The 22598-nt window shown below is 73.1% G+C and carries 20 protein-coding genes and 2 pseudogenes; 13 read left to right on the top strand and 9 right to left on the bottom strand.

Annotated features, from left to right (window positions below):
* From ABZ484_RS33640 to ABZ484_RS33625, 4 genes are all read left to right on the top strand, one after another.
* Window positions 1–444: flavin reductase family protein (locus ABZ484_RS33640; RefSeq protein ID WP_358869741.1), on the top strand; the 444-nt coding region annotated here is incomplete at its 5' end.
* 220 nt (window positions 445–664) lie between these two features.
* Window positions 665–1450 carry an electron transfer flavoprotein subunit beta/FixA family protein gene (locus ABZ484_RS33635; RefSeq protein ID WP_358869740.1) on the top strand — a complete coding sequence of 262 codons (786 nt, stop codon included), beginning with the start codon at window positions 665–667 and terminating at the stop codon, window positions 1448–1450.
* A 54-nt stretch (window positions 1451–1504) separates the two neighbouring features.
* Entirely contained in the window at window positions 1505–2467 is a 963-nt protein-coding gene (locus tag ABZ484_RS33630; RefSeq protein ID WP_358869739.1) for an electron transfer flavoprotein subunit alpha/FixB family protein, read from the top strand.
* A gap of 210 nt (window positions 2468–2677) precedes the next feature.
* Window positions 2678–3982: an aldolase/citrate lyase family protein gene (locus tag ABZ484_RS33625; RefSeq protein ID WP_358869738.1), complete on the top strand. Its 1305-nt coding sequence runs from the start codon at window positions 2678–2680 to the stop codon at window positions 3980–3982.
* 45 nt (window positions 3983–4027) lie between these two features.
* On the opposite strand, the gene ABZ484_RS33620 is transcribed toward ABZ484_RS33625, so the two are convergent.
* On the bottom strand, window positions 4028–5128 hold the full coding sequence (locus tag ABZ484_RS33620) for a LacI family DNA-binding transcriptional regulator (RefSeq protein WP_358869737.1): 1101 nt from the start codon (window positions 5126–5128) through the stop codon (window positions 4028–4030).
* Between the two features lie 185 nt (window positions 5129–5313).
* Here ABZ484_RS33620 and ABZ484_RS33615 point away from each other — a divergent pair, with 185 nt between their 5' ends.
* Entirely contained in the window at window positions 5314–6267 is a 954-nt protein-coding gene (locus ABZ484_RS33615; protein ID WP_358869736.1) for an ROK family protein, read from the top strand.
* Window positions 6268–6343: 76 nt separating this feature from the next.
* Here ABZ484_RS33615 and ABZ484_RS33610 read toward each other — a convergent pair whose 3' ends face one another.
* On the bottom strand, window positions 6344–8386 hold the full coding sequence (locus ABZ484_RS33610) for an NPCBM/NEW2 domain-containing protein (RefSeq protein ID WP_358869735.1): 2043 nt from the start codon (window positions 8384–8386) through the stop codon (window positions 6344–6346).
* A gap of 207 nt (window positions 8387–8593) precedes the next feature.
* Between ABZ484_RS33610 and ABZ484_RS33605 the strand changes: the two genes are divergently transcribed.
* Both ABZ484_RS33605 and ABZ484_RS33600 read left to right on the top strand, forming a co-directional pair.
* Window positions 8594–8788, top strand: coding sequence for a hypothetical protein (locus ABZ484_RS33605; RefSeq protein WP_358869734.1), 195 nt, complete (start codon window positions 8594–8596; stop codon window positions 8786–8788).
* Between the two features lie 143 nt (window positions 8789–8931).
* A complete protein-coding gene (locus tag ABZ484_RS33600; protein ID WP_358869733.1) occupies window positions 8932–9981 on the top strand; it encodes an NUDIX domain-containing protein in 1050 nt (349 codons plus the stop codon).
* Between the two features lie 370 nt (window positions 9982–10351).
* On the opposite strand, the pseudogene ABZ484_RS33595 reads toward ABZ484_RS33600, so the two are convergent.
* Window positions 10352–10438, bottom strand: a pseudogene (locus tag ABZ484_RS33595) (MBL fold metallo-hydrolase); the annotation flags it as partial.
* A gap of 141 nt (window positions 10439–10579) precedes the next feature.
* Window positions 10580–11935: a dipeptidase gene (locus ABZ484_RS33590; protein WP_358869732.1), complete on the bottom strand. Its 1356-nt coding sequence runs from the start codon at window positions 11933–11935 to the stop codon at window positions 10580–10582.
* 215 nt (window positions 11936–12150) lie between these two features.
* On the opposite strand from ABZ484_RS33590, the gene ABZ484_RS33585 reads away from it, so the two are divergent.
* Complete coding sequence (locus tag ABZ484_RS33585; RefSeq protein WP_358869731.1) at window positions 12151–13407, top strand: geranylgeranyl reductase family protein; 1257 nt, start codon at window positions 12151–12153, stop codon at window positions 13405–13407.
* On the opposite strand, the gene ABZ484_RS33580 is transcribed toward ABZ484_RS33585, so the two are convergent.
* On the bottom strand, window positions 13397–13849 hold the full coding sequence (locus ABZ484_RS33580; protein ID WP_358869730.1) for a nitroreductase family deazaflavin-dependent oxidoreductase: 453 nt from the start codon (window positions 13847–13849) through the stop codon (window positions 13397–13399). The two genes, ABZ484_RS33585 and ABZ484_RS33580, sit on opposite strands and share 11 nt — an antisense overlap.
* A 129-nt stretch (window positions 13850–13978) precedes the next feature.
* Here ABZ484_RS33580 and ABZ484_RS33575 point away from each other — a divergent pair, with 129 nt between their 5' ends.
* The 3 genes and pseudogenes from ABZ484_RS33575 (at window position 13979) to ABZ484_RS33565 (ending at window position 16701) form a co-directional block, all read left to right on the top strand.
* Window positions 13979–14695 carry a TetR/AcrR family transcriptional regulator gene (locus ABZ484_RS33575; protein ID WP_358869729.1) on the top strand — a complete coding sequence of 239 codons (717 nt, stop codon included), beginning with the start codon at window positions 13979–13981 and terminating at the stop codon, window positions 14693–14695.
* A gap of 112 nt (window positions 14696–14807) precedes the next feature.
* Window positions 14808–16039, top strand: a pseudogene (locus ABZ484_RS33570) (sensor histidine kinase).
* A complete protein-coding gene (locus ABZ484_RS33565; RefSeq protein WP_358869728.1) occupies window positions 16036–16701 on the top strand; it encodes a response regulator transcription factor in 666 nt (221 codons plus the stop codon). Before ABZ484_RS33570 ends, ABZ484_RS33565 begins: the two are co-directional and overlap by 4 nt.
* A gap of 143 nt (window positions 16702–16844) precedes the next feature.
* Here the strand turns inward: ABZ484_RS33565 and ABZ484_RS33560 are convergent, their stop codons facing one another.
* A complete protein-coding gene (locus ABZ484_RS33560; protein WP_358869727.1) occupies window positions 16845–17600 on the bottom strand; it encodes a maleylpyruvate isomerase family mycothiol-dependent enzyme in 756 nt (251 codons plus the stop codon).
* 107 nt (window positions 17601–17707) lie between these two features.
* Window positions 17708–18877, bottom strand: a complete 1170-nt coding sequence (locus tag ABZ484_RS33555) for an MFS transporter (RefSeq protein ID WP_358869726.1) — start codon at window positions 18875–18877, stop codon at window positions 17708–17710.
* 239 nt (window positions 18878–19116) lie between these two features.
* Here ABZ484_RS33555 and ABZ484_RS33550 point away from each other — a divergent pair, with 239 nt between their 5' ends.
* The gene (locus ABZ484_RS33550) at window positions 19117–20400 is read left to right on the top strand and encodes a M48 family metalloprotease (RefSeq protein ID WP_358869725.1); all 1284 of its coding nucleotides are present in this window, start codon (window positions 19117–19119) and stop codon (window positions 20398–20400) included.
* A gap of 67 nt (window positions 20401–20467) precedes the next feature.
* Here ABZ484_RS33550 and ABZ484_RS33545 read toward each other — a convergent pair whose 3' ends face one another.
* Window positions 20468–21040, bottom strand: a complete 573-nt coding sequence (locus tag ABZ484_RS33545) for a hypothetical protein (protein ID WP_358869724.1) — start codon at window positions 21038–21040, stop codon at window positions 20468–20470.
* Window positions 21041–21357: 317 nt separating this feature from the next.
* Here ABZ484_RS33545 and ABZ484_RS33540 point away from each other — a divergent pair, with 317 nt between their 5' ends.
* Window positions 21358–21738 carry a luciferase family protein gene (locus ABZ484_RS33540; RefSeq protein WP_358869723.1) on the top strand — a complete coding sequence of 127 codons (381 nt, stop codon included), beginning with the start codon at window positions 21358–21360 and terminating at the stop codon, window positions 21736–21738.
* A 28-nt stretch (window positions 21739–21766) separates the two neighbouring features.
* Here the strand turns inward: ABZ484_RS33540 and ABZ484_RS33535 are convergent, their stop codons facing one another.
* A complete protein-coding gene (locus ABZ484_RS33535) occupies window positions 21767–22546 on the bottom strand; it encodes a DeoR/GlpR family DNA-binding transcription regulator (protein WP_358869722.1) in 780 nt (259 codons plus the stop codon).
* Window positions 22547–22598 lie beyond the last annotated feature (52 nt).

Here is a 22598-nt window from a genome sequence, read left to right as displayed (position 1 = left end):
CGGCGGCACGCGGCAGGTGTCGCGGTGATCACCGCACTCGACGAGGCGGGACCGGTCGGCTTCACGGCCACCTCCCTGACGTCCGTCTCCGCCGAGCCCCCGCTGGTCTCCTTCGGCATCGGCACCACGGGATCCAGCTGGCCCGCGATCTCGCGCACCGACCACATCGGCGTCCACATACTCGGCGAGCACCAGGAGGACCTGGCCGCCACTTTCGCCCGCAGCGGCGCAGACAGGTTCGGTCCGGCCACGTCCTGGCGTGAGGGTCCCGAGCGGGTGCCCGTCCTCGACGACGTGCTGGCCTGGCTGGTCTGCCGGGTCGTGGGGCGTGTTCCGGCGGGCGACCATCGCATCGTGATCGCCGAGGTCGTCCACGGCGACCCCACCGGCGCCGGGCGTCCCCTGGTGTATCACCAGGGGCGTTTCAACGCTCTGCGTGACTGATCCCACGGACCTCCCGCCTGCGGAGCGGTCGAGTTCCGGTTACGCTGCGTTGCGAAGGTCACAGTTCAAAGCGCTTGCTTAGCGGGCATGAACTGGGTGTACTGACGAGTAATGTTCCGGCCGGGACGCGGGGTCGCCCCGACCGGGATCGGCCGCTTCAGGCGCCTATGCTGCCTGCAAGAAGGCAGCCCTGAAATGACGATGCAGTAGGAGAGCCGGCGTGAGCTTGAGGATCGTTGTCACTGTGAAGTACGTGCCCGACGCCACTGGCGACCGGCACTTCGCCGATGACCTGACCGTCGACCGGGACGACGTGGACGGTCTGCTCTCCGAGCTGGACGAGTACGCGGTCGAGCAGGCGCTGCAGATCGCCGAGGACGCCGACGACGCCGAGGTCACGGTGCTGACGGTGGGTCCGGAGGACGCCAAGGACGCGCTGCGCAAGGCGCTGTCGATGGGTGCGGACAAGGCGATCCACGTCGAGGACGAGGACCTGCACGGCACCGACGCGATCGGCACCTCCCTGGTGCTGGCGAAGGCGGTCGAGAAGGCCGGCTACGACCTGGTGATCTCCGGCATGGCCTCCACGGACGGCACGATGGGCGTCGTCCCCGCGCTGCTGGCCGAGCGGCTGGGCGTGCCGCAGGTGACCCTGCTGTCCCAGGTGTCGGTCGAGGACGGCACGGTCAAGGGCCGCCGCGACGGCGACGCCGCCTCCGAGCAGCTCGAGGCGCAGCTCCCGGCGGTCGTCTCGGTGACCGACCAGTCCGGTGAGGCCCGCTACCCGTCGTTCAAGGGCATCATGGCGGCCAAGAAGAAGCCGGTTCAGTCCTGGGACCTGTCCGACCTGGACATCGATGCGGACGAGGTCGGCCTGGAGAACGCCTACACGGTGGTCGAGTCGGCGGCCGAGCGCCCCGCGCGCACCGCGGGCACGATCGTCAAGGACGAGGGCGAGGGCGGCAAGCAGCTCGCCGAGTTCCTCGCGGGCCAGAAGTTCATCTGAGGCCCGCTCGCTTCCCGCCCCTTCACACTTCGCAAGCAGGAGAGAAGAAGTCCCATGGCTGAAGTCCTCGTCTACGTCGACCACGTGGACGGTGCCGTCCGCAAGCCCACCCTGGAGCTGCTGACCCTGGCCCGCCGTATCGGCGAGCCGGTCGCCGTCGCCCTTGGCAACGGTGCCGCCGACACCGCCGCCACGCTGGCCGAGCACGGCGCCGCGCGGGTGCTGACCCACGACGCCCCGGAGTACGGCGAGTACCTGGTGGTGCCGAAGGTGGACGCCCTCCAGGCGGCCGTCGAGGCCGTGTCCCCGGCCGCCGTCCTCGTCCCCTCCTCCGCGGAGGGCAAGGAGATCGCCGCGCGTCTGGCGCTGCGGATCGGCTCCGGCATCATCACCGACGCCGTCGACCTGGAGGCCGGCGCCGAGGGTCCGGTGGCCACCCAGTCGGTGTTCGCCGCGTCCTTCACCACCAAGTCCCGTGTCTCCAAGGGCACCCCGGTCATCACGGTCAAGCCGAACAGCGCGGCCGTCGAGGCCGCCCCGGCCGCCGGTGCGGTCGAGGCCCTGTCGGTGTCCTTCTCCGAGAAGGCCACCGGCACCAAGGTCACGGGTCGCACCGCGCGTGAGTCGACGGGCCGTCCGGAGCTGACCGAGGCCGCGATCGTGGTCTCCGGCGGCCGTGGCGTCAACGGCGCCGAGAACTTCGCGATCATCGAGGCGCTGGCCGACTCCCTCGGCGCGGCCGTCGGTGCCTCGCGTGCCGCCGTGGACGCGGGCTGGTACCCGCACACCAACCAGGTCGGCCAGACCGGCAAGAGCGTCTCGCCGCAGCTGTACATCGCCAACGGCATCTCCGGCGCCATCCAGCACCGGGCCGGCATGCAGACCTCGAAGACCATCGTCGCGGTCAACAAGGACCCGGAGGCCCCGATCTTCGACCTGGTCGACTACGGCGTCGTCGGCGACCTGTTCGAGGTCGTCCCGCAGCTGACCGAGGAGATCAAGGCGCGCAAGGGCTGAGCCCCGCCCGCCGGATCGGCCGGCTCGTACCCGAGTCGCTACGAGGCCCCTGTGACCCCCGTGGTCACGGGGGCCTCGGCGTGCTCCGGTTGTTCTCGGGCCGCCGACGGCCCAGGCTGCGGACAGGTGTTGACCCCATGGAAGATCCATGGATAACTTCGCTCTACGGATTGTTGATTCCGTAGAGTGGAATAACAGGAGGGTGTGGGCATGGGTCAGGGCCAGCAGGAGCAGGTGGCGACGAGCCTGGCGGGCGCCGTCGGCGAGGAGATCAGCGCCTCCCTCGCACCGGTCGACGCCGAGCTGGAGCGCCGCTACCCGGGCGACCCGGGGACCCGCCAGCCCGTCCACACCGTCTACGTACCCGGTGACGTCTTCGCCGCCGACACCATCCGCTCCTGGGGCGACCAGGCCCTCGCCGCCCTCGACGAACACGCCCCCGACGCCGCCTCCTTCGCCCGCGTGCTGGGGCTGAGCGACGAACTCGCCGAGCCGGTCCACTCGCGCGTCCGCGCCAAGCTGGAACGCGAGCCGATCGAAGACCTGCGCATCGACTTCGAGGACGGCTACGGGCCCCGCCCCGACGCCGAGGAGGACCAGGCGGCCGCCCGCGCGGCCCGGCTGGTCGCCGAGGCGTACGCGAAGGACACGGCGGCGCCCTACATGGGCATCCGCATGAAGTGCATGGAGGCACCGGTGCGCGACCGGGGCATCCGCACCCTCGACGTCTTCCTCACCGGCCTGATGGAGGCCGGCGGCCTGCCCGCCGGGCTGGTCCTGACGCTGCCCAAGGTGACCTACCCCGAGCAGGTCACCGCGATGGTGCGGCTCCTGGAGGCATTCGAGAAGGCCCACGGGCTTCAGCCGGGCCGCCTCGGCTTCGAGATCCAGATCGAGACCAGCCAGTCCATCCTGGCCGCCGACGGCACCGCCACCGTCGCCCGCATGATCCAGGCCGCCGAGGGCCGGGCCACGGGCCTGCACTACGGCACCTTCGACTACAGCGCCTGCCTCGGTGTCTCGGCCGCCTACCAGGCCAGCGACCATCCGGCCGCCGACCACGCCAAGGCCGTCATGCAGGTCGCCGCGGCCGGCACGGGCGTCCGCGTCTCGGACGGCTCCACCAATGTGTTGCCCGTCGGCCCGACCGAGAAGGTGCACGACGCCTGGCGGCTGCACTACGGCCTCACCCGCCGTGCCCTGGCCCGCGCCTACTACCAGGGCTGGGACATGCACCCCGGACACATCCCCACCCGGTACGCGGCCGTGTTCGCCTTCTACCGCGAGGGCTTCGAGCAGGCGGCGGCCCGCCTGTCCCGCTACGCCAACCGCACCGCCGGTGACGTGATGGACGAGCCCGCCACCGCCAAGGCGCTCAGCGGCTACCTGCTGCGCGGCCTGGACTGCGGCGCCCTCGACATCGCCGAGGTGGCCCGCCTCACCGGCCTGACCCGGTCCGACCTGGAGGGCTTCGCCGCCCCGCGCCGCGGCGACCTCACGGCCTCCGCCCAGTAGTCAGGAGCGGACGCCGTCCGGGTCGTGCGATGCGCCGGCGTCCGCTCAGCCCGAGGGCGGCAGCTCCCCGGAACCCCGTGTGACCAGTCGCGTCGGCAGCTCGATGCGTTCGGGGGTGAGAAGGGTGCCGTCCAGCTGACGGAAGAGGCGTTCGGCGGCGGTGCGCCCGAGCGCCGCCGCGTCCTGGGCGACGACGGTGACGCCCGGCTGGAGCAGATCGGCCAGTTCGATGTCGTCGAAACCGACGAGGGCGACCGGACGGGACAGCCCGGCCAGGACGCGGATCACCGTGACCGTCACCCGGTTGTTGCCCGCGAACACGGCGGTGACCGGCTCCGGCCCGGTCAGCATGGCCTCGGCGGCCCGGCGCACCCGCTCCGGATCGGTGACGCCCAGCGACATCCAGGAGTCCGCCACGGATATCCCCGCGTCCTCCATCGCCGCCCGGTAGCCGCGCAGCCGCTCGGCGGCGGTGTGGATCCGGGGCATGTCGCCGATGAAGCCGATCCTGCGGTGGCCGTGCGCGATCAGGTGCGCCACGCCGTCGCGGGCCCCGCCGAAGTTGTCCGACAGCACGACGTCGGCGTCGATGCGGCCCGCCGGGCGGTCCACGAACACCGTGGCCACGCCCGCCCTGATCTCCGGCTCCAGGTACCGGTGGTCGTCACCGGCCGGGATCACGACCAGCCCGTCCACCCGGCGCGCGCACAGCGCGAGCGCCAGCTCCTGCTCGCGCTCCGGGTCCTCCGCGCTGGAGCCGTTGATCAGCAGGGCCCCGTGCGCCCGGGCGACCTCCTCGACCGCGCGGCTCAGCGGCCCGTAGAACGGGTCGGCGAGGTCCTCCAGGATCAGCCCGATGCTCGCCGTACGGCCCTTGCGCAGCACCCGTGCGCTGTCGTTGCGGCGGAAGCCGAGGGCCTCGATGGCCTCCTGGACGCGCCGCTCGGTGTCCGGCGTGACACCGGGCTCACCGTTGACCACCCGGGAGACGGTCTTCAGACCGACGCCGGCCCGGGCCGCCACGTCCTTCATCGTCGGACGGTTGCCGTAGCGGGTCCCGGCCGGGCGGTCCCGGAGGCGGTCGGCCGGGCGGTCTGCTCGGGGGGCGGTCTCTGGCACGATGCGGCGTCCTGTCCTGTCGTCCACGAAGGGGGCGGTTCGATCCCCGGGTGCGGTGCGTATGAGGATGTGGCGTCGAGCATAGAGCCTGGACAACGTTGTCATCAGCGAGAGAGACTGTTCACCGCATACTCCGGCCTGCGCCCCCACCGCGAGACCGGGCTGCGCGCACTTCTTGGTTCCTTCATGGTTGACGGGGAGATCTGACTCAGATGCACACCGACCTCGTGGCGGCGCTCGACATCGGCGGCACCAAGATTGCCGGCGCGCTGGTGGACGGCCACGGCAGCATCCTGGTGCGCGCGCAGCGCGCCACGCCCGCGCGGGAGGACGGCGACACCGTGATGCGGGCCGTGGAGGACGTGCTGGCGGAACTGGCCGCGACGCCGCTGTGGGGGAGGGCCGGGGCCCTCGGCATCGGCAGTGCGGGCCCGGTGGACGCCTCCGCCGGCACGGTCAGCCCCGTCAACGTGCCGGGCTGGCGCGACTACCCGCTCGTCGAGCGGGCCCGGGCCGCCACGGGAGGGCTGCCCGTGGCGCTGATCGGTGACGGCGTGGCCATCACGGCGGCCGAACACTGGCAGGGCGCGGCCCGCGGCCACGACAACGCGCTGTGCATGGTGGTCTCCACCGGCGTGGGCGGCGGCCTGGTCCTGGGTGGCCGGCTGCATCCCGGGCCGACGGGCAACGCCGGCCACATCGGCCACATCAGCGTCGACCTGGACGGCGACCCGTGCCCGTGCGGCTCACGGGGCTGCGTCGAGCGCATCGCCAGTGGCCCGAACATCGCCCGCCGGGCGCTCGAGAACGGCTGGCGCCCGGGTCCCGACGGTGACACGTCGGCCGCGGCGGTGGCCGCCGCGGCGCGTGCCGGTGACCCGGTGGCCGTGGCCTCCTTCGAGCGTGCCGCGCGGGCCCTGGCCGCGGGCATCGCCGCGACCGCGACCCTCGTCGAGATCGACATCGCGGTGATCGGCGGGGGAGTGGGCAAGGCGGGCGACGTGCTCCTCGCCCCTCTGCGCAAGGCCCTCGCCGACTACGCGACCCTCTCCTTCGTCCGGCACCTGACCGTCGTCCCGGCCCGCATGGGCACCGACGCCGGCCTGGTGGGAGCCGCCGCGGCGGCCCTTCAGGCCCGGGCCGACACCACGGCCGCCGGCGTCTGACGGCGCCGGCCGCCGATGAGGCCCGCACGGGACCCGCCCTTCTCGGCCGGGTCCCGCACGCAGGCTGTCGGGTGCCTCAGCAGCTGAGCCGTGCGTTCGCCCAGTCCGCGTGGTCGGAGTCGATACCGTCGCCGCCGTCGGTGACGACGAGCCGGACGACCTGGGCGCCGGTGACGTCCGCCGTGACCGGCTGGGCGGGCATGGCGTTGGTGAGGACGCCGGTCGAGGCGACCTTGGTGCCGTCCGCCCAGATCTCGAAGGCGACGGTGCCCTTGGCGCCCTTCTCGTCGTCGACGCCGACGTCCGCGGTGACCTCGGTGCACGCCCCGCCGGTGTAGTACTCCACGTCGCTCTGGGCATGGACGCCGAGCCCCTTGGCGTACACCACACCGCCGAGGGTGATCGGATGGCCGTCGCCCGCGGCGCTCTCGCCGTTGCTGGTGTCGCGCTCCACGGGACCGTAGCCGTTGGTCGCCGACAGCCAGGGCAGGTCGCCGAGGTACGACGTTCCGGCGGGCGGCGGCACCACCACGGACGCGCTGAGCGGCAGGGTGCTGTCGACGCGTTCGCCGGTCGGGGAGCGGTGAGTCGCCTTCAGCGTCAGGCCGTACGAGCCCGTGGGCGTGCCGGGCGGCGCCGTGACCGTCCACGCGGTGCGCAGTGCCCTGCCGGTCGGGACGACGGGGGCGGCCGTCGGGGACTGGGCCCGCACCGTCCAGCCCTCCGGGCCGCTCAGTGCCACGGTGACGCGGGTGGCCGGTGTCCGGCCCAGGTCGGTGACCGTGGTGGTCAGAGTGGCGGGCTTGCCCGCCTGGATCAGCGGGCTGCCGCTCAGGCCGAGTTCGACGGCGGGCGGGTTCCCGGCCCAGCGCGGATCGGCCGACACCCGGACGAGGACCGTGCCGTGGGCCGGTACGGTGGCCGAGATCGCGCCGGCGGTGTTGTAGCTCCGGTGCTGCCACAGGTCGCGCAGGGTGTAGGCGTCCGCGTCGGGCAGCCCCACGGCTCGCGCGGTGGTGGCGATGCGCTGCGGTGCGCCGGTCTCGTTGAACAGGGCCACCGCGCGACTGCCGTCCTTCATCTCCTTGGCGACCACCCAGCGTCCGCCCTCGGAGGAGACGACGGCGCCCTGCTTGCCCAGCGGGTCCTGGTCGACGGCGATGACCTCCTTGTTGTCCAGGATCTCGAAGGTCGCCGGGGAGGCCTTGCGCAGGTCCGAGCCGATGAGGAGCGGCGCGGCCATGATCGACCACATGGAGAAGTGCGTGCGGTACTCGGTGTCGGTCATGCCGCCGTTACCGACCTCCAGCATGTCCGGGTCGTTCCAGTGCCCGGGACCGGCGTACGGGGCGAGCGGCAGGTTCTGCTTGAGGATCGACAGCATCGAGCCCCAGCTGTCGCTGATGTCACCGGTGGTGCGCCACAGGTGCCCGACGTCGGACGCCCACTCCCAGGGCTTGTTCTGCCCCCACTCGCAGATGCTGTAGACGATGGGCCGGCCGGTGGCCTCGAGGGCGTCCCGCATGGTGGTGTAGCGCTGCTTGGCGTCCACGCCCTGGTTGTTGCAGTTGTCGTACTTGAGGTAGTCGACGCCCCAGTCGGCGAACTGCCGGGCGTCGCTGTACTCGTGGCCGAGCGCGCCCGGGAAGCCGGCGCTGTTGCAGGTCTTGGTGCCCGCGCTGGTGTAGATGCCGAGCTTGAGCCCCTTGGAGTGCACGTAGTCGGCCACCGCCTTGATCCCGTTGGGGAAGCGGACCGGGTCGGGGACGAGCTTGCCGTCGGCGTCCCGGGCGGGCAGGGCCCAGCAGTCGTCGAGGTTGACGTACCGGTATCCGGCGTCCTTCAGGCCCTTGTCGACGAAGAGGTCGGCGATGCCCTTGACCATGGACTCGTTGAAGTCGGCACGGCAGTGCGTGGAGTTCCAGTTGTTGAAGCCCATCGGCGGGGTGAGGGCGAGCCCGTCGGCCAGGGCGGGCGTCGCCGCGTCTTCGACGGGCGTGGCGCCGGACCGGGCGGGGGCCGCGACGGCGGGTACGGCCAGTCCGGCCGTACACAGCAGTCCCGCGGTGAGCGTGCCGAGCAGTCTTCGGCGGATCGTGCGCGTGTGCGGGTGGCGCATGGAGCGTTCCTCCGAACTCGCGAGGACGAGGTGGCAATGACGTCATGCTCGCGTCATTGATGCGCGCTTACGGTAGAACCTGTCGGACTCTGTTGGAAGAGGCCCGACCGATCTGTTCGATACCGTTCAAGCGGAGGGCTCGCGGCCGGAACACGCCGCCGTCGACGGGTGCGTGACCTCCGCCGGGCCGGCGCAGTTGAACCGGCCATGAAGAAGCGCAGCATGCTCGCCCTCGCCTCCCTCGCCACCGGCTTCGTGGTGGCCGCCGTCACCCCCTCGCACGCCGCCGACCGCGGCGCCCTGGAGGATCTGAACGTCAAGGACACCGTGGGCACGGTGGACCACCTCGTCAGCCAGGACAGCCTCGACCTCGGCGACGGACCCCTGGGGCAGACCGGCTGAGGCCGGCCCGGACACCGCGGGCGGCGCCGGTGCCCCCTTCCGGGGTGCCGGCGCCGTGGCGTGTCCGCGCCCTCAACTGGGCCTGGTTTCCGTGGCAGGGTGAAGCGGGCAAGCCACAGGGGGCCAACAGAAGAGGGGGACCTGTGACCGTCGTCTGGATCAACGGCTCGTTCGGTGCGGGGAAGACCACCACCGCACGGGAACTGATCGACCTGATCCCGAACAGCACGCTCTTCGACCCCGAGATCATCGGCGGCATGCTCACGCACCACCTCCTGCCGCCCAAGCACCTCGCCGAGGTCGGCGACTTCCAGGACCTGCCGATCTGGCGCCGGCTGGTGATCGACACGGCGGCCGCGATGCTCGCCGAGCTGGGCGGCACCCTCGTCATTCCCATGACCCTGCTGCGTCAGGAGTACCGCGACGAGATCTTCGGCGGCCTCGCCGCCCGCCGGATCGGCGTCCGGCACATCCTCCTCGCCCCGGCGGAAACGATCCTGCGGGAGCGGATAGCCGGCCGCGAGGTCCCGCCCGACCTGCCCGACGGCGAGGCGCGGACACGCCAGTGGGCCTACGACCACATCGAGCCCTACCGCGCCGCCCTCGCCTCATGGCTGGCCGCCGACGCCCACCTCGTCGACACCAGTGCCCTCACCCCCTACGAGACGGCCGTCCGCGTCGCCGAGGCCGTCGGCAGCGGCGCCGTACCCGTCTGCGACATCGTGCAGACGCCCGAACCCACCGCGGAGACCGTCGCCTCCGGCGTGCTCCTCTTCGACGAGCACGACCGGGTGCTGCTCGTCGACCCCACCTACAAACCCGGCTGGGAGTTCCCCGGAGGCGTCGTCGAACCCGGCGAGGCCCCGGCCCGCGCGGGGATGCGCGAGGTCGCCGAGGAGACCGGACTGAGGCTGGACGAGGTGCCCCGGCTGCTCGTCGTCGACTGGGAACGGCCCGCCCCGCCCGCCTTCGGCGGTCTGCGGCTGCTCTTCGACGGCGGCCGGCTGGACTCCGCGGCGGCCGGCCGGCTGCTGCTGCCCGGACCCGAGCTGCGCGACTGCCGGTTCGTCACCGAGCAGGAGGCCGCGAGGCTGCTGCCGCCCGTCCGCTACGAACGGCTGCGCTGGGCGCTGCGGGCCCGCGAGCGCGGCGCGGCGGTGTATCTGGAGGCGGGTGTCCCGGTCGGCGGCTGACACCCCGCAGGTACACGGTCGGCGGCTGACACCCCGCGGGTACACGACCTTGTCCCAGCCGGGCGTCCGGTACCGGTCCGTCGATGCCCGCAGCGCCCGGCCGGCCCGTGCGGTCACCGGATCGCCGTGGCCGAAGCAGGCCATCTCCGCGTCGAGCGTGGCGAGCCGCCGGAAGGCGGCGGGTGTGACCGGGGCGTGGACCACGTGGGCGCCGTCGCCGAAGTCGAGCACATGGCCGTCGGAGAGTTCGGTCACCTGCTTCGGCCGCAGCCGCTCGCCCTCGGGCAGCTGCTCGAGGGCTCTGGCATGGAGGGGCCGCTCCCGGTCCTCGGGGACCGGCGGCACCTCGCCGCGGACGACCGGCGCGTCCAGGCGGTGGGCCGGCACCTCGGCCCCCCCACAGCCCGGCCACCTCGGCCGCTCCGCCCGCGTGGTCCTCGTGGAAGCGCGTGAGCACGATCCGCCGTACGTCGGCGGGGTCCCGGCCCAGGGCCCGGATCTGGCATACCCCAGGGAGGGCCCCCACCGGGGTCGAGGGCCCTCTGTCGTGGGCAGAGCGGGGTGTCGGGGAGCCGTTCGCGCCGCGGGGCGGAGTGGCTCAGCCCGCCGCGTAGTTGCGCAGGAACAGCGCCTCGGCGACCGACAGCCGCTCGAGTTCCTCGGGGGAGACGCTCTCGTTCACGGCGTGGATCTGCGCCTCCGGCTCGCTCAGGCCGATGAGCAGGATCTCGGCCTGCGGGTAGAGCGCGGCGAGCGTGTTGCACAGCGGGATGGAGCCGCCCTGCCCGGCGTACTGCATCTCCTGGCCCGGGTAGGCGACCGCCATCGCGTCGGCCATCGCCTGGTAGGCGGGGCTCGTGGTGTCGGCGCGGAAGGCCTGGCCCTGGCCGATCTGCTCGGTGTGCACCCGAGCGCCCCACGGCGTGTGCGCCTCCAGGTGGGCCTGGAGCAGCTTGGTCGCCGCGGCCGCGTCGACGCCCGGCGGCACCCGCAGGCTGATCAGCGCGCGGGCGCCGGCCTGCACGGACGGCGTGGCGCCGACGACCGGCGGGCAGTCGATGCCGAGGACCGTGACCGCCGGGCGGGCCCAGATCCGGTCGGCGACCGTGCCGGAGCCGATCAGCTCCACCCCGTCCAGCACCTTGGCGTCCTTGCGGAACTGCTCCTCGTCGTACTGGAGGCCGTCCCACGCGGAGCCGCCGTCCAGACCGTCGACCGTCGTCGAGCCGTCCTCGGCGCGCAGCGAGTCCAGGGCGCGGACCAGCGCCGCGAGCGCGTCGGGGGCGGCGCCGCCGAACTGGCCGGAGTGCAGGTTGCCTTCGAGGGTGTCGACCTGGACGCGGACCAGGGTCATGCCCCGCAGGGTGGTGGTGACGGTGGGCAGGCCCACGCGGAAGTTGCCGGCGTCGCCGATCACGACGGTGTCGGCCTTGAGGAGTTCGGGGTGCTCCTCGGCGTAGCGCTCCAGGCCGCCGGTGCCCATCTCCTCCGAGCCCTCGGCGATCACCTTGACGGCGACCGGTATGCCGCCGTTGGCCTTGAGGGCGCGCAGCGCGAGCAGGTGCATGATGACCCCGCCCTTGCAGTCGGCGCTGCCGCGTCCGTACCAGCGGCCGTCGCGCTCGGTCAGCTCGAACGGCGGGGTGGCCCAGGCGGCCTCGTCCAGCGGCGGCTGCACGTCGTAGTGGGCGTACAGCAGGACCGTCCTGGCGCCCTCGGGGCCGGGCAGGTAGCCGTACACGGACTGGGTGCCGTCGGGGGTGTCGAGCAGTGCCACGTCGGTGAAGCCCTCGGCGCGCAGCGCGTCCGCGACCCAGTTCGCGGCGCCCTCGCTCTCGCTCTTCGGATACTGGTCGAAGTCCGCCACCGACTTGAAGGCCACCAGTTCGGCAAGCTCCGCCTTGGCCCTGGGCATCAGGGACGCGACGGTCTCGGCGACCGGATTCGACGACATGGGCACGCTCCTTGTGGGTGCGACGTGGTGCCCGTGCGCACCTGGGCGGTACGTCCGAGCACTTCTGTGTTCGAAGATGATCGTGTCAGCGTAGGCGCGGCCCGAGGGCGGTGCGCGTACGAAGGCGATCCTCCCACAGCGGCCCCCGGCGACGGCCGCCGTAGGATGCGGGGGACAGCAGCGGCAGCCGGCTTGATCTGGAGCGGTGGACCATCGTGAGCAGCGAGAACTCTTCGGCGGACGACGTGCGGCGGGTGTGGGACGTCGTCGTGGTGGGCGCGGGGCCCGCGGGGGCCTCCGCCGCCTACGCGGCGGCGGTCGCGGGACGGCGCGTGCTGCTGCTGGAGAAGGCGGAGCTGCCGCGCTACAAGACGTGCGGCGGCGGGATCATCGGCCCCTCGCGCGACTCCCTGCCGCCGGGCTTCGAGCTCCCGCTGAAGGACCGGGTGCACGCGGTGACGTTCTCGAACAACGGCCGCTTCACCCGCACCCGGCGCTCCAGGCAGATGCTGTTCGGGCTGATCAACCGGCCCGAGTTCGACCAGCAGCTGGTGGAGCACGCGCAGAAGGCGGGCGCCGAACTGCGCACCGGTGCGACCGTGGTGCGGGTCGAGCAGCACGGCTCGGCGGTGCCGGACCGGCGCACGGTCGCCGTGGTCCTCCAGGGCGGCGAGACGGTCCTCGCGCGCGCCGTGGTCGGCGCCGACGGCAGCGCCAGCCGCATAGGCGCCCATGTCGGTGTGAAGCTGGGCCAGGTGGACCTCGGTCTGGAGGCGGAGATCCCGGTGCCCGAGACCGTGGCCGAGGACTGGCGCGGACGGGTCATGATCGACTGGGGTCCGATCCCGGGCAGCTACGGCTGGGTGTTCCCCAAGGGAGACACGCTGACGGTCGGGGTGATCTCGGCCCGCGGTGAAGGCGCCGCGACCAAGCGGTACCTCGAGGACTTCATCGCCCGTCTCGGTCTGGCCGGTTTCGAGCCGAGCATCTCCTCCGGGCACCTGACCCGCTGCCGCGCCGAGGACTCGCCGCTGTCGCGCGGGCGGGTGCTGGTGTGCGGGGACGCGGCCGGGATGCTGGAGCCGTGGACGCGCGAGGGCATCTCGTTCGCGCTGCGGTCCGGGCGGCTCGCGGGCGAGTGGGCGGTGCGGATCGCCGAGGCGCACGACGCGGTGGACGCCCGGCGCCAGGCACTGAACTACGCGTTCGCGATCAAGGCCGGGCTCGGCGTCGAGATGGCCGTCGGCCGGCGGATGCTGGCGGTCTTCGAACGCCGCCCGGGCCTCTTCCACGCGGCCCTGACCGGTTTCCGTCCGGCCTGGAGGGCGTTCAAGGAGATCACCCAGGGCTCGACCTCGCTGGGCGAGCTGGTCCGCACGCACCCGGCGGCCCAGCGGGCGCTGTCCGTGATGGACCGCAGGTCCGCCGCGCCCGTCCCGCAGGACCCCGCCGGGGACGCGGTCAGTCCGTGACCGTGATGCGGAACACCGGGTGGTCGCCGGCGGCCGCGACGAGCTCCGCGTCGGAGGACTTGGCGGTGACCCCCTGGAAGTACTGGTTGACCTCCCAGCCCCACTTCTCCAGGTAGGTCCGCAGGATCGGCAGCTTCTCCGCGTCGGGAAGCTCCACCGCGGTGAACGCGCGGACCTTCCGGCCGACGCGCAGCTCCCCGCCGCCGGCGGCGCGCATGTTGCGCACCCACTGGGAGTGGCCGCGGGCCGAGACGAGGTACTGCGCGCCCTCGTAGGTGTGCGGGTTGACCGGGATGCGCTGGAGCTTGCCGCTCTTGCGGCCGCGCACGGACATCTCCGCCGTGCCGGCGAGGCTCAGTCCGTGCCGGGCCAGCCAGCCGATCACGCCGTTCAGACGGACGTTCATCGGGCTGCCCTTGAGGTAGTACGGCGACGACGACATGGTGACCCCCACTGATTCGGGAGAGCGGTGCTCTCGTTCGAGAACAGTGTGCACTGGATCGGTGCTCCGTAGCAAGAGCAGTGCTCTCTTTTGTGTGCGGTGCTCTGAAAACATGGGACACTCCTCCCCATGAACACCGCAAAGGGCGCCCGAGCCCGGGCCAGGACGGAGATCACCGCCGCGATCAAGGACGCGGCGCGCAGACAGCTCGCCGCCGAGGGCGCGGCGAAGCTCTCGCTGCGTGCCGTCGCCCGTGAACTGGGCATGGTCTCCTCCGCGCTGTACCGGTACTTCCCCAGCCGCGACGACCTGCTCACCGCGCTGATCATCGACGCCTACGACTCGCTGGGCGAGGCGGCGGAGGCGGCGAAGGCAGCGGGGGCAGCGGAGGCCGCGCACGGCGCGGTCGCCGGCGCGGAGCCCCTGGAGCGCTGGACCGCCGTGTGCGAGGCGGTGCGCGGCTGGGCCCTCGCCCACCCGCACGAGTACGCCCTCATCTACGGCTCGCCCGTGCCCGGTTACACCGCGCCCGAGACGACCGTCCCGTCGGCGGCCCGCGTCGGCCTCCTCCTCATCGGCATCACCCGCGACGCCCACGAACGGGAGGCGCTGACCGCGCCCCCGCTCCCCGCCGACCTGTGCGAGGAGGCCGAGCGGATGAGAGCCGACCTCGCGCCCGACCTGCCCCCCGAGGTGGTCGCCGCTCTCGTCGCCGCCTGGGCGCAGCTGTTCGGGCTGGTCGGCTTCGAGGTGTTCGGCCAGTTCCACCGGGTGGTGGAGGACCGCGCGCCCTTCTTCCGGCACGCGGCCGTCCGGCTCGCCCACGGGGTGGGCCTGAGGTCCTGACCTGCCCCGCCTGACCGCTGCGGCACGTCAGCGGCCGTACTTCCCGGGGAGTACGGGTGATCACCTCGCCGGGGTGACGCGCGGGCGGCGCGGGGCGTCTAGCGTGGCCGTCATGGAAGAGCAGCGCCTGCGCGCGGGCGGTCCGCCGCGCTGGTGGCGGCACGGCCCCCGTGGTGGTCCCGCGCCGACGAGGAGGAGACGCCGGGCGCCCACTGGCCCGTCGTCTCCACCGCGCTGTTCACCGCCTTCGTGCTCATCGGCTCCCACTTCTCGTCCCGCAACCAGCACGGCACCCGGGAGGCGCTGGACCCCTACGCGTACGCGCTGCTGTGCGTGGCCTGCGGGCTGCTGCTGTGGCGCAAGCGGCACCCGGTGTTCGTCGCGTACGGCACGGCGGTGGCCACGCTGGCCTACTTCGCCGCCGGATATCCGTACGGACCGGTGTTCCTGGCCGTCGCCGTGAGCTGCTTCAGTGCCGTCGTCGCCGGGCACCGCAGGGCCGCCTGGGCGTCCGTGGGCCTGCTGTGGGCCGGGCACGCGCTCATCGCGCTCTGGCTCTACCGGTGGCTGCCGCCGTCCGGCGACACCGCCTCCTCCTGGGGCCAGCAACTCGTCATCGCCACCTGGGTGGTGGCCGTCGTCGCCGTGTCCGAACTGGGCCGCGTACGCCGCGAGCAGTGGGTCAAGGAACGCGCGGAGCGCGCCCAGGCGGCCCGGCGGCGCGCCGACGCCGAACGGCTGCGGATCGCCCGCGAGCTCCACGACGTCCTCGCCCACAGCATCTCCGTCATCAATGTGCAGGCCGGCGTCGGCCTCGCGCTCCTGGACACCGACCCGGAGCAGGCGCGCACCGCGCTGACCACCATCAAGGCCGCCAGCAAGGAGGCACTGGGGGAGGTGCGCCAGGTGCTCGACACCCTGCGCGCCCCGGGAGCCGCCCCGCGCGCCCCGGCGCCCGGCCTGGACCGGCTGTCCGAGCTCGTGGACCAGGCGGCGAGCGCCGGCCTCACCGTCGACGTGGAGGGCTCCCCGCCCCGGTTGCCGCCCGGCACCGACCTCGCCGCCTTCCGTATCGTGCAGGAGGCCCTCACCAACGTCGTACGGCACTCGGGCTCCCGGAACGCGCGCGTGCGCCTCGACCACGGCGGCGACACGCTGAGGCTGCGCATCGACGACGACGGCCCGGCGACCGGCGCGGACGCCGGCGGCAGCGGCAACGGCCTGGCCGGGATGCGCGAGCGGGCCGCCGCGCTCGGTGGCACGATCGACGCGGGCCCGCGCCCCGACGGCGGCTGGCGGGTGCTCGCCGTGCTGCCGCTGACGATCAAGGAGGAGAACCGGTGATCCGCGTGACTCTCGCCGACGACCAGTCGCTGGTGCGGGCCGGGTTCAGGGCACTGCTCGACGCGCAGCCGGACATCGAGGTCGCCGGGGAGGCCGCCGACGGGGAGGAGGCCCTGCGCCTGGTGCGCGAGCTGCGCCCGGACGTGGTGCTCATGGACATCCGCATGCCGGCACTGGACGGGCTGGCCGCGACCCGCCGCATCACCGAGGACCCCGGCCTGAAGGACGTCAAGGTGGTCATGCTCACCACCTTCGAACTCGACGAGTACGTCTTCGAGGCGATCCGCTCGGGCGCCTCCGGGTTCCTGGTCAAGGACACCGAACCCGACGAACTCCTGCGCGCGGTACGGGCGGTGGTCGGCGGCGACGCGCTGCTGTCCCCGGGAGTCACCCGCCGGCTGATCGCCGAGTTCGCGGCCCGCTCCAAGGAGCCCGCGACCGCCGATGCCCTCGTCCGGCTCACCGAGCGCGAACGGGAGGTCATGGCCCTGGTCGGCATCGGCCTGTCCAACGAGGAGATCGCCCGCCGCCTGGTGGTCAGCCCGCTCACCGCGAAGACCCACGTCAGCCGCACCATGGTGAAGCTCGGCGCCCGCGACCGCGCTCAACTGGTCGTCCTGGCCTACGAGTCGGGGCTGGTCAGGCCCGGCTGGCTGGGCTGAGGCGGCGCACGCCCGCCGCGAGCCCCACGCCCGCTGCGAGCCCCATGCCCGCCCGCCGGTTCGGGCCCGGACGCGGGTGATCGCCTGGCCCGGACGCGGGTGATCGTCCGGCCCGTACCCGGATGATCGCCCGGCTCGTGGACTCAGACGATCGCCGAGGTGTCCCGCCACAGCGCGACGAGCGAATCGTCGCCCGTCACGTGCGGGACCGGGACCCGGTTCCACAGCGCCAGGTACAGCATTTCGGCCGGTCCGGAGAGTTCGGCGTCGGCCGCGGCGGAGGCCTCCCGGACCGTGACCGGCGGCCCGTCCGAGAGCCGTACGGTCCACACCGCGTCCGCGCCGTCGGCCGTGCCCGTGGCGCGCACCCGCAGCACGCGCGGGTCGGGAGTGCGGACCCGGCTCCTGGAGCGGGCGTGGAAGCCGCGCAGCAGCTCGTCGATGCCGTCGACGGCGAACTCGCCGTCGATCGGGGTCGGCGTGCCGCCGCGCGCCTGCTCCGCGTCGAAGCGGTGGACGGCCGTCTCGTGCGCCTGCCGCCGGGTCCAGAAGGCCAGTGGCGAGGGCGGATCCTGGGGCGCGGGATGGAACGTCCAGCACGCCACGGCGGCCGGCGCCCCGGCCAGGGTGTCCACGAGCCGCCGGTGGCCGTCCCGGTACCAGGCCACCAGTTCGGCCCCGTCGAGCGCGGGCGGATCCCCGATGGGGCGCGGTGAGGTGTGCCCGTCGGCGACGAAGGAGGCGGCCCACTCGTGCACCGCGCCCGTGTGTCCCAGCAGGTCCCGCACCCGCCAGTCCGGACACGTCGGTACGACGGCGTCGGTCCCCGCCTCCTCGGCCGCGGCGGCCAGCAGGCGGCCCTCCTGATCCAGCGCTTGAAGGAACTCGGCAGTCTTCATGGGGGCAGTCTGCCGGACGGACCGCGCCGGTGAGCGGAGAGGCTGCCGGGCGAGACACGCCGTACGGCACCGGATCGGCCCATGTGGCGAGCGGGATCCGCCGTCGGTCATTCGCCGGTCGACCGCCTGGTGGCGAACCCGACCCCCGCGGCGACCGCGGCCAGGGCGGCGACGCTGGTGAGCGCGGCCGGCAGGGAGAGCCAGTCGGCCATGAACCCGATGGCCGGGGGGCCGACGAGCATGCCGCCGTAGCCGAGCGTGGAGGCGACGGCGACACCGCTCGGACCGGCCAGGGCGCCGGCGCGTTCCACGGCGACCGGGAACAGGTTGGCGAGCCCGACCCCGGTGACGGCGAAGCCGAGCAGCGCCGCCCACACCGACGGCGCGAGACAGCCGAGCAGCATGCCGGCCGCGGCGACGGAGCCCCCGGCCACGATCGTGCGGGTGCGGCCCAGCCGCTGGAGGAGGGTGGTCCCGGTCAGCCGTCCGATGGTCATCGCCAGGGCGAAACAGGAGTAGCCGGCCGCCGCGACGCCCGGCGAGGCGCCCAGGTCCTGCTGGAAGTGGAGCGCGCCCCAGTCGGCCATGGCGCCTTCGCCGTAGGCCGTGCACAGCGCGATGAGGCCCAGGACGAGAACGACCCCGCGGGTACGGCCGTCCAGGCGCCGCGGATGCGGCTGCTCCGACCGGTCCCGCGTCCGCGCGGCCGGTCGCGGGGGCGGCTGCCGCAGGAGCGTGCGCCCGGCGACGACGGTGACGAGCAGGCCGACCGCCGTCAGACACAGCAGATGGCGGGTGGGGGAGAGATGTCCCGCCACGAATCCGCCGACTCCGGCTCCCACCATGCCGCCGAGGCTGAAGGCGGCGTGGAAGCTCGGCATGATCGGCCGCCGCAGCGCGGCCACCAGGTCCACGGCCGCGCTGTTGAAGGCGACGTTGATGCCGCCGTACGCGGCGCCGAAGACCAGGAGGACCGCGCCCAGCGCCCAGGCGGAGTGGGTGAGCGGGGGCAGGGCGACGCTGAGGGAGAGGAGGACGGCGCAGACGACGGTGACCGGATGGCTGCCGTACCGACGGCACAGGCGGCCCGTGAGGGTCATGGTGACGACGGCGCCCGCGGACACACCGAGAAGGGCGAGGCCGAGTTCCCCGGTGGAGGCGTGGGTCTGGTGCTTGACGTCCGGGATGCGGACCACCCAGCCGGCGAAGACGAAGCCGTCCAGGGCGAAGAAGGCGGTCAGGGCGGCACGGAGCCGTGTGAGGGCGTTGTCCGGCACGACGGTGTGCAGACGGACTTTGTTTAGAAGCGGCACAAAACCAGGCTAGATATGCGGCGGGGCGGCGACAAGGGGTGCGGTGGGGCGGGGTGGGGGTGATCGAGGGTCGGCGCGATCGGTCGACGGGCGGCCCTCATGTCGCGAGGTCCTTTACGTGGGTGGTCTGGCATGATCGACTTGGATTGTCATGAACAGGCGGTCTCAGGGGAGGGGCCGCGCGGACGGGGGAGGGCGCAGGCGTGCGCACTGCTGAGGAGAAGTCTCAGTCGTGTCCGGAGTGCGGTGCCGAGATCCACGCGGACGGCAGGTTCGTCTCCTGGTGCGGAGCCTGTGACTGGAACGTGGACCCGGAAGGGCCCCACCAAGAGGGCGACCGGCTGGACAGAGCGCGGCGCGCGCTGGCGCGACGGCACGGCGAGAAGCTCCTGGGCGAGGTGACGGCCGGCGGGAGTCTGCGCGCCCGGCGCGACACCTTCTCGCTGCTCGCCTTCGCGATGGCGCTCGCCGTGCACGGCGTCACCGTTGCCCTCGTCGTCGGCGGAGCCTGGTGGCTGGTGCGCGGGTGGGGCGGTGCGGGCATGGTGCCGGGGTTGCTCCTCCTCGCCGTGGCGTGGCCCCTCAGACCGCGAGGCGCGCGGTTGCCCGAGGCGGGACCCGTGCTCCACCGCGACGAGGCGCCTGAGCTCTTCGCTCTGGTCGACGAGGTCGCCCGGGTCGTCGGCACCCGTGGTGTCGATCGAATCTGGGTCGACGCGGAGGTCAACGCGAGCGTCATGGCGTACGGCGTACGCGGGCGGCGACTGCTGACGCTGGGGCTTCCGCTGTGGGAGATCCTCACGCCGCAGCAGAGGGTCGCGCTGCTGGGCCACGAACTCGCCCATTACAGCAACGGCGACACACGCCACGGTCCGGTCCTGTCGACGGCGTACCGCTCACTGACCACCTGGCACTACTACTTCTGCCCGACAGCCGACCCGTCCGTCGCCGAGATGGTCGTCAACCTGCTCTTCGCCGTTCCGCGGCTGTTCCTGAAGGGTGTGCTGACGCTGCTCGACCACCTGACGCTGCAAGCCACCCAGCGGGCCGAGTACCTGGCCGACCGCGAGGCCGCCCGCGCGGCGTCCACCGAGGCGGCCGTGGGCCTGATGGACCGGCTCCTGGTCGCGGACTCCGTCGCCGTCGCCCTTCGGCGCGAGGTCAGCCGGGCCGCCCTCGTCGGAACGCGGGGCGCCCGCACGTCGGAGGCCGAGCCGGCGGAGATCTGGGACCGGCTCAGAGCACACATGGCATCGATCCCCGACCACGAGTACGAGCGGCAGCGACGCGTCGGCGTTCGGCGCGGACACAGCGTCGATGCGACCCACCCGCCGACACACCTCAGGCGTGCCTGTCTGCTCGCAGGCCCGTCCGCTCCCGCAGTCGTGGCGACGGACGACGATCGGGAACGGCTGATCACGGCCGAACTCGCCGGGGCCCGCACCACGGTGGCCCGCCGCATCGTCCGAGAGGGCTTCGGCAGCTAGGGGTCGAGACGCCCCCTATAGGGCCTGTCCGGCGATCGCGGCGCAGACGCGGGGGCTGGCACGGGTGTCAGCCGGTCTTGCGACCCCACCAGGTGTCCACCCGGGCCCACTCCTCGGCCCACTGGTCGAAGCGGCGGCGGTCGAGCCGGCTCTGGATCAGCTTGGCGCCGCCGATGACGAGGCCCGCCGTGGCCGCGCCCGCCCACAGGCCGCCCAGCCCGGACTGGAAGGCGGTGTCGGCCGTGGAGGCGGGCGGTGACGTCAGCGTGCCGTGCCCGTTCGTCCACACCGTGACGTGGGACCCGGGCGTCGCGGAGGCCGGGACCCTGGTCCGGTCCGTGTGCGTCGAGCCGTCCGGTTCGCTCCAGCGCACCGTCCCCCACGCCAGGGCGCTGCTCGTCGGCCGGGCGGAGCCTTGTGCCGCCTCGTGGGTGAGGACGGCGGACACGGGCCGGCTCTGCTCGCGCACCCGTTGCGCGCTGTCCTGCATGGCGCTCGCCGTCAGCAGCCCCGTCAGCAGTCCGCCCGCCAGGGCGAGGGCCCAGGCGAAGAGAAGGATCCACGCCTCCACGACATCACTGGTCCGCCTGAGTGGATTGCGCCGCCACCGCCACAGCCACTCTCCCGCACGACGTGTCACCTTCGACACCCCCTCGTGCCCACCGTCGGCCCTTACTTCAAGTGTGCCCCCAGAAGCGATCAGAGGCTCCTGGTGCCGCCGGAAATGCGGGTCACCGGAAACCGGGAGCCGGAGGGGACGGACGGAGCCGGCAGGAGCCGGAGTGAGCCGGAGTGAGCCGGCGGGCGCCAGAGCGAACCGGCGGGCGCCGGCAGGGACAGGAAGGGCCTTGAGGGTCCCGGAGCCGAGCGGACCGCGTCCGGCCGCTTTTGGACACGGATCGGTTAAGGCTCGCTCACGTATCGGTTGCCGTGCGGTGAGCGCGCCATGATGGGTCCATGACGCTCGCGGCGCGTGCCCTCGCCCAACTGGCCACCTGGCCCGACCTGATGGAAGCGGCCCCGAGCTGCGGCACCGGGCAGGCGCTCAGCTCGGCGCACGGGGAGATCGCCCACTTCCACTCCGGCCGGGACGTCGATCTCCACCTCACCGACCGGGCCATACGCCGTCTCGCCGGCGACCTGAAGCGCTTCGCCGCCATCCGCGTCGTACCGGGCTCGTCATGGGTGACGATCCGCCTCGACGCGTCGGCCGACGTCGATCTCCTCCTGTCGCTGACGAGCGTGGCGCTCAAGGCGCACCAGGGCGGTCCCGTCGAGGACCGCGCGGTGCCCTCCGGCTGCAACGACGGCCGCGGTGTGGGTTTCCTGCGGACCTGACGCCGTGCCCTCACCGGCAGGAGCGCCCTCAGACGGTGAGGACCCGGACGCCCGCCTCCTCGAACCGGCGCACCGTCTCCGGCCCCGCCGCCGAGTCCGTGACCAGGGTGTCCACCGACTCGGCCGGACAGATGCGCGCGAAGGCGCGCCCGCCCAGCTTGCTGGAGTCCGCGGCGACGACCACGCGTGCGGCGCGCTCGCACAGCAGCCGGTTGATGGCGGCCTCCGCCTCGTCGTTGGCCGCCGCGCCGTGGGCGACGTCGAAGGCGACCACGCCGAGGACCGCCACGTCGATCGTGATCTGGCCGAGCACCCCGTCCGCCAGCGGGCCGATGAGCTCGTACGACTGCGGACGCGCGACCCCACCGGTCACCACGATCTTGAACTGGGGCCGTACGGCGAGCTCGTTGGCGATGTTGAGCGCGTTCGTCACCACCGTCAGGGCCGGGGAGCCGGAGGCCAGGTCGCCGCGCACCGCCAGGGCGCGGGCCACCTCCGTGGTCGTCGTGCCGCCGGTCAGCCCCACCGCCTCGCCGGGCGCCACCAGGTCCGCCACGGCCTTGGCGATCCGCTGCTTCTCGGAGGCGCGGCGGGCCGTCTTGTAGCGCAGCGGCAGTTCGTAGGAGACGCCGTGCACGACCGCGCCGCCCCGGGTGCGGACCAGCATCTGCTGCTCGGCGAGCTGGTCGAAGTCCCGCCGGATCGTCGCGGCCGACACCCGCAGTTCGGCCGCCGCCTCCTCGACCTCCAGCCGGCCGCGCTCGACGAGCAGCTCCAGCAGCGCCTTCCACCGGGCATCGCGCGACATCCGCGGCCTCCGTTCCTCGACCCTCCGTGACCCTAGCGCACCCGACTCGGAG

This window comes from Streptomyces sp. NPDC006393 (assembly GCF_040628575.1).
Taxonomy (GTDB): Bacteria; Actinomycetota; Actinomycetes; order Streptomycetales; family Streptomycetaceae; genus Streptomyces.
The sequence above is the reverse complement of the archived record's forward strand: the minus strand, read 5'-3'. Positions and strand labels throughout refer to the sequence as shown.

Bases quoted from the DNA above. Each gene is read 5' to 3' on its own strand.
- ABZ484_RS33610 (WP_358869735.1), bottom strand. From the start codon at position 8,386: ATGCGCCACCCGCACACGCGCACGATCCGCCGAAGACTGCTCGGCACG.
- ABZ484_RS33560 (WP_358869727.1), bottom strand. From the start codon at position 17,600: ATGAAGACTGCCGAGTTCCTTCAAGCGCTGGATCAGGAGGGCCGCCTG.
- ABZ484_RS33625 (WP_358869738.1), top strand. From the start codon at position 2,678: ATGGGTCAGGGCCAGCAGGAGCAGGTGGCGACGAGCCTGGCGGGCGCC.
- ABZ484_RS33615 (WP_358869736.1), top strand. From the start codon at position 5,314: ATGCACACCGACCTCGTGGCGGCGCTCGACATCGGCGGCACCAAGATT.
- ABZ484_RS33580 (WP_358869730.1), bottom strand. From the start codon at position 13,849: ATGTCGTCGTCGCCGTACTACCTCAAGGGCAGCCCGATGAACGTCCGT.
- ABZ484_RS33535 (WP_358869722.1), bottom strand. From the start codon at position 22,546: ATGTCGCGCGATGCCCGGTGGAAGGCGCTGCTGGAGCTGCTCGTCGAG.
- ABZ484_RS33575 (WP_358869729.1), top strand. From the start codon at position 13,979: ATGAACACCGCAAAGGGCGCCCGAGCCCGGGCCAGGACGGAGATCACC.
- ABZ484_RS33630 (WP_358869739.1), top strand. From the start codon at position 1,505: ATGGCTGAAGTCCTCGTCTACGTCGACCACGTGGACGGTGCCGTCCGC.
- ABZ484_RS33590 (WP_358869732.1), bottom strand. From the start codon at position 11,935: ATGTCGTCGAATCCGGTCGCCGAGACCGTCGCGTCCCTGATGCCCAGG.
- ABZ484_RS33540 (WP_358869723.1), top strand. From the start codon at position 21,358: ATGACGCTCGCGGCGCGTGCCCTCGCCCAACTGGCCACCTGGCCCGAC.
- ABZ484_RS33605 (WP_358869734.1), top strand. From the start codon at position 8,594: ATGAAGAAGCGCAGCATGCTCGCCCTCGCCTCCCTCGCCACCGGCTTC.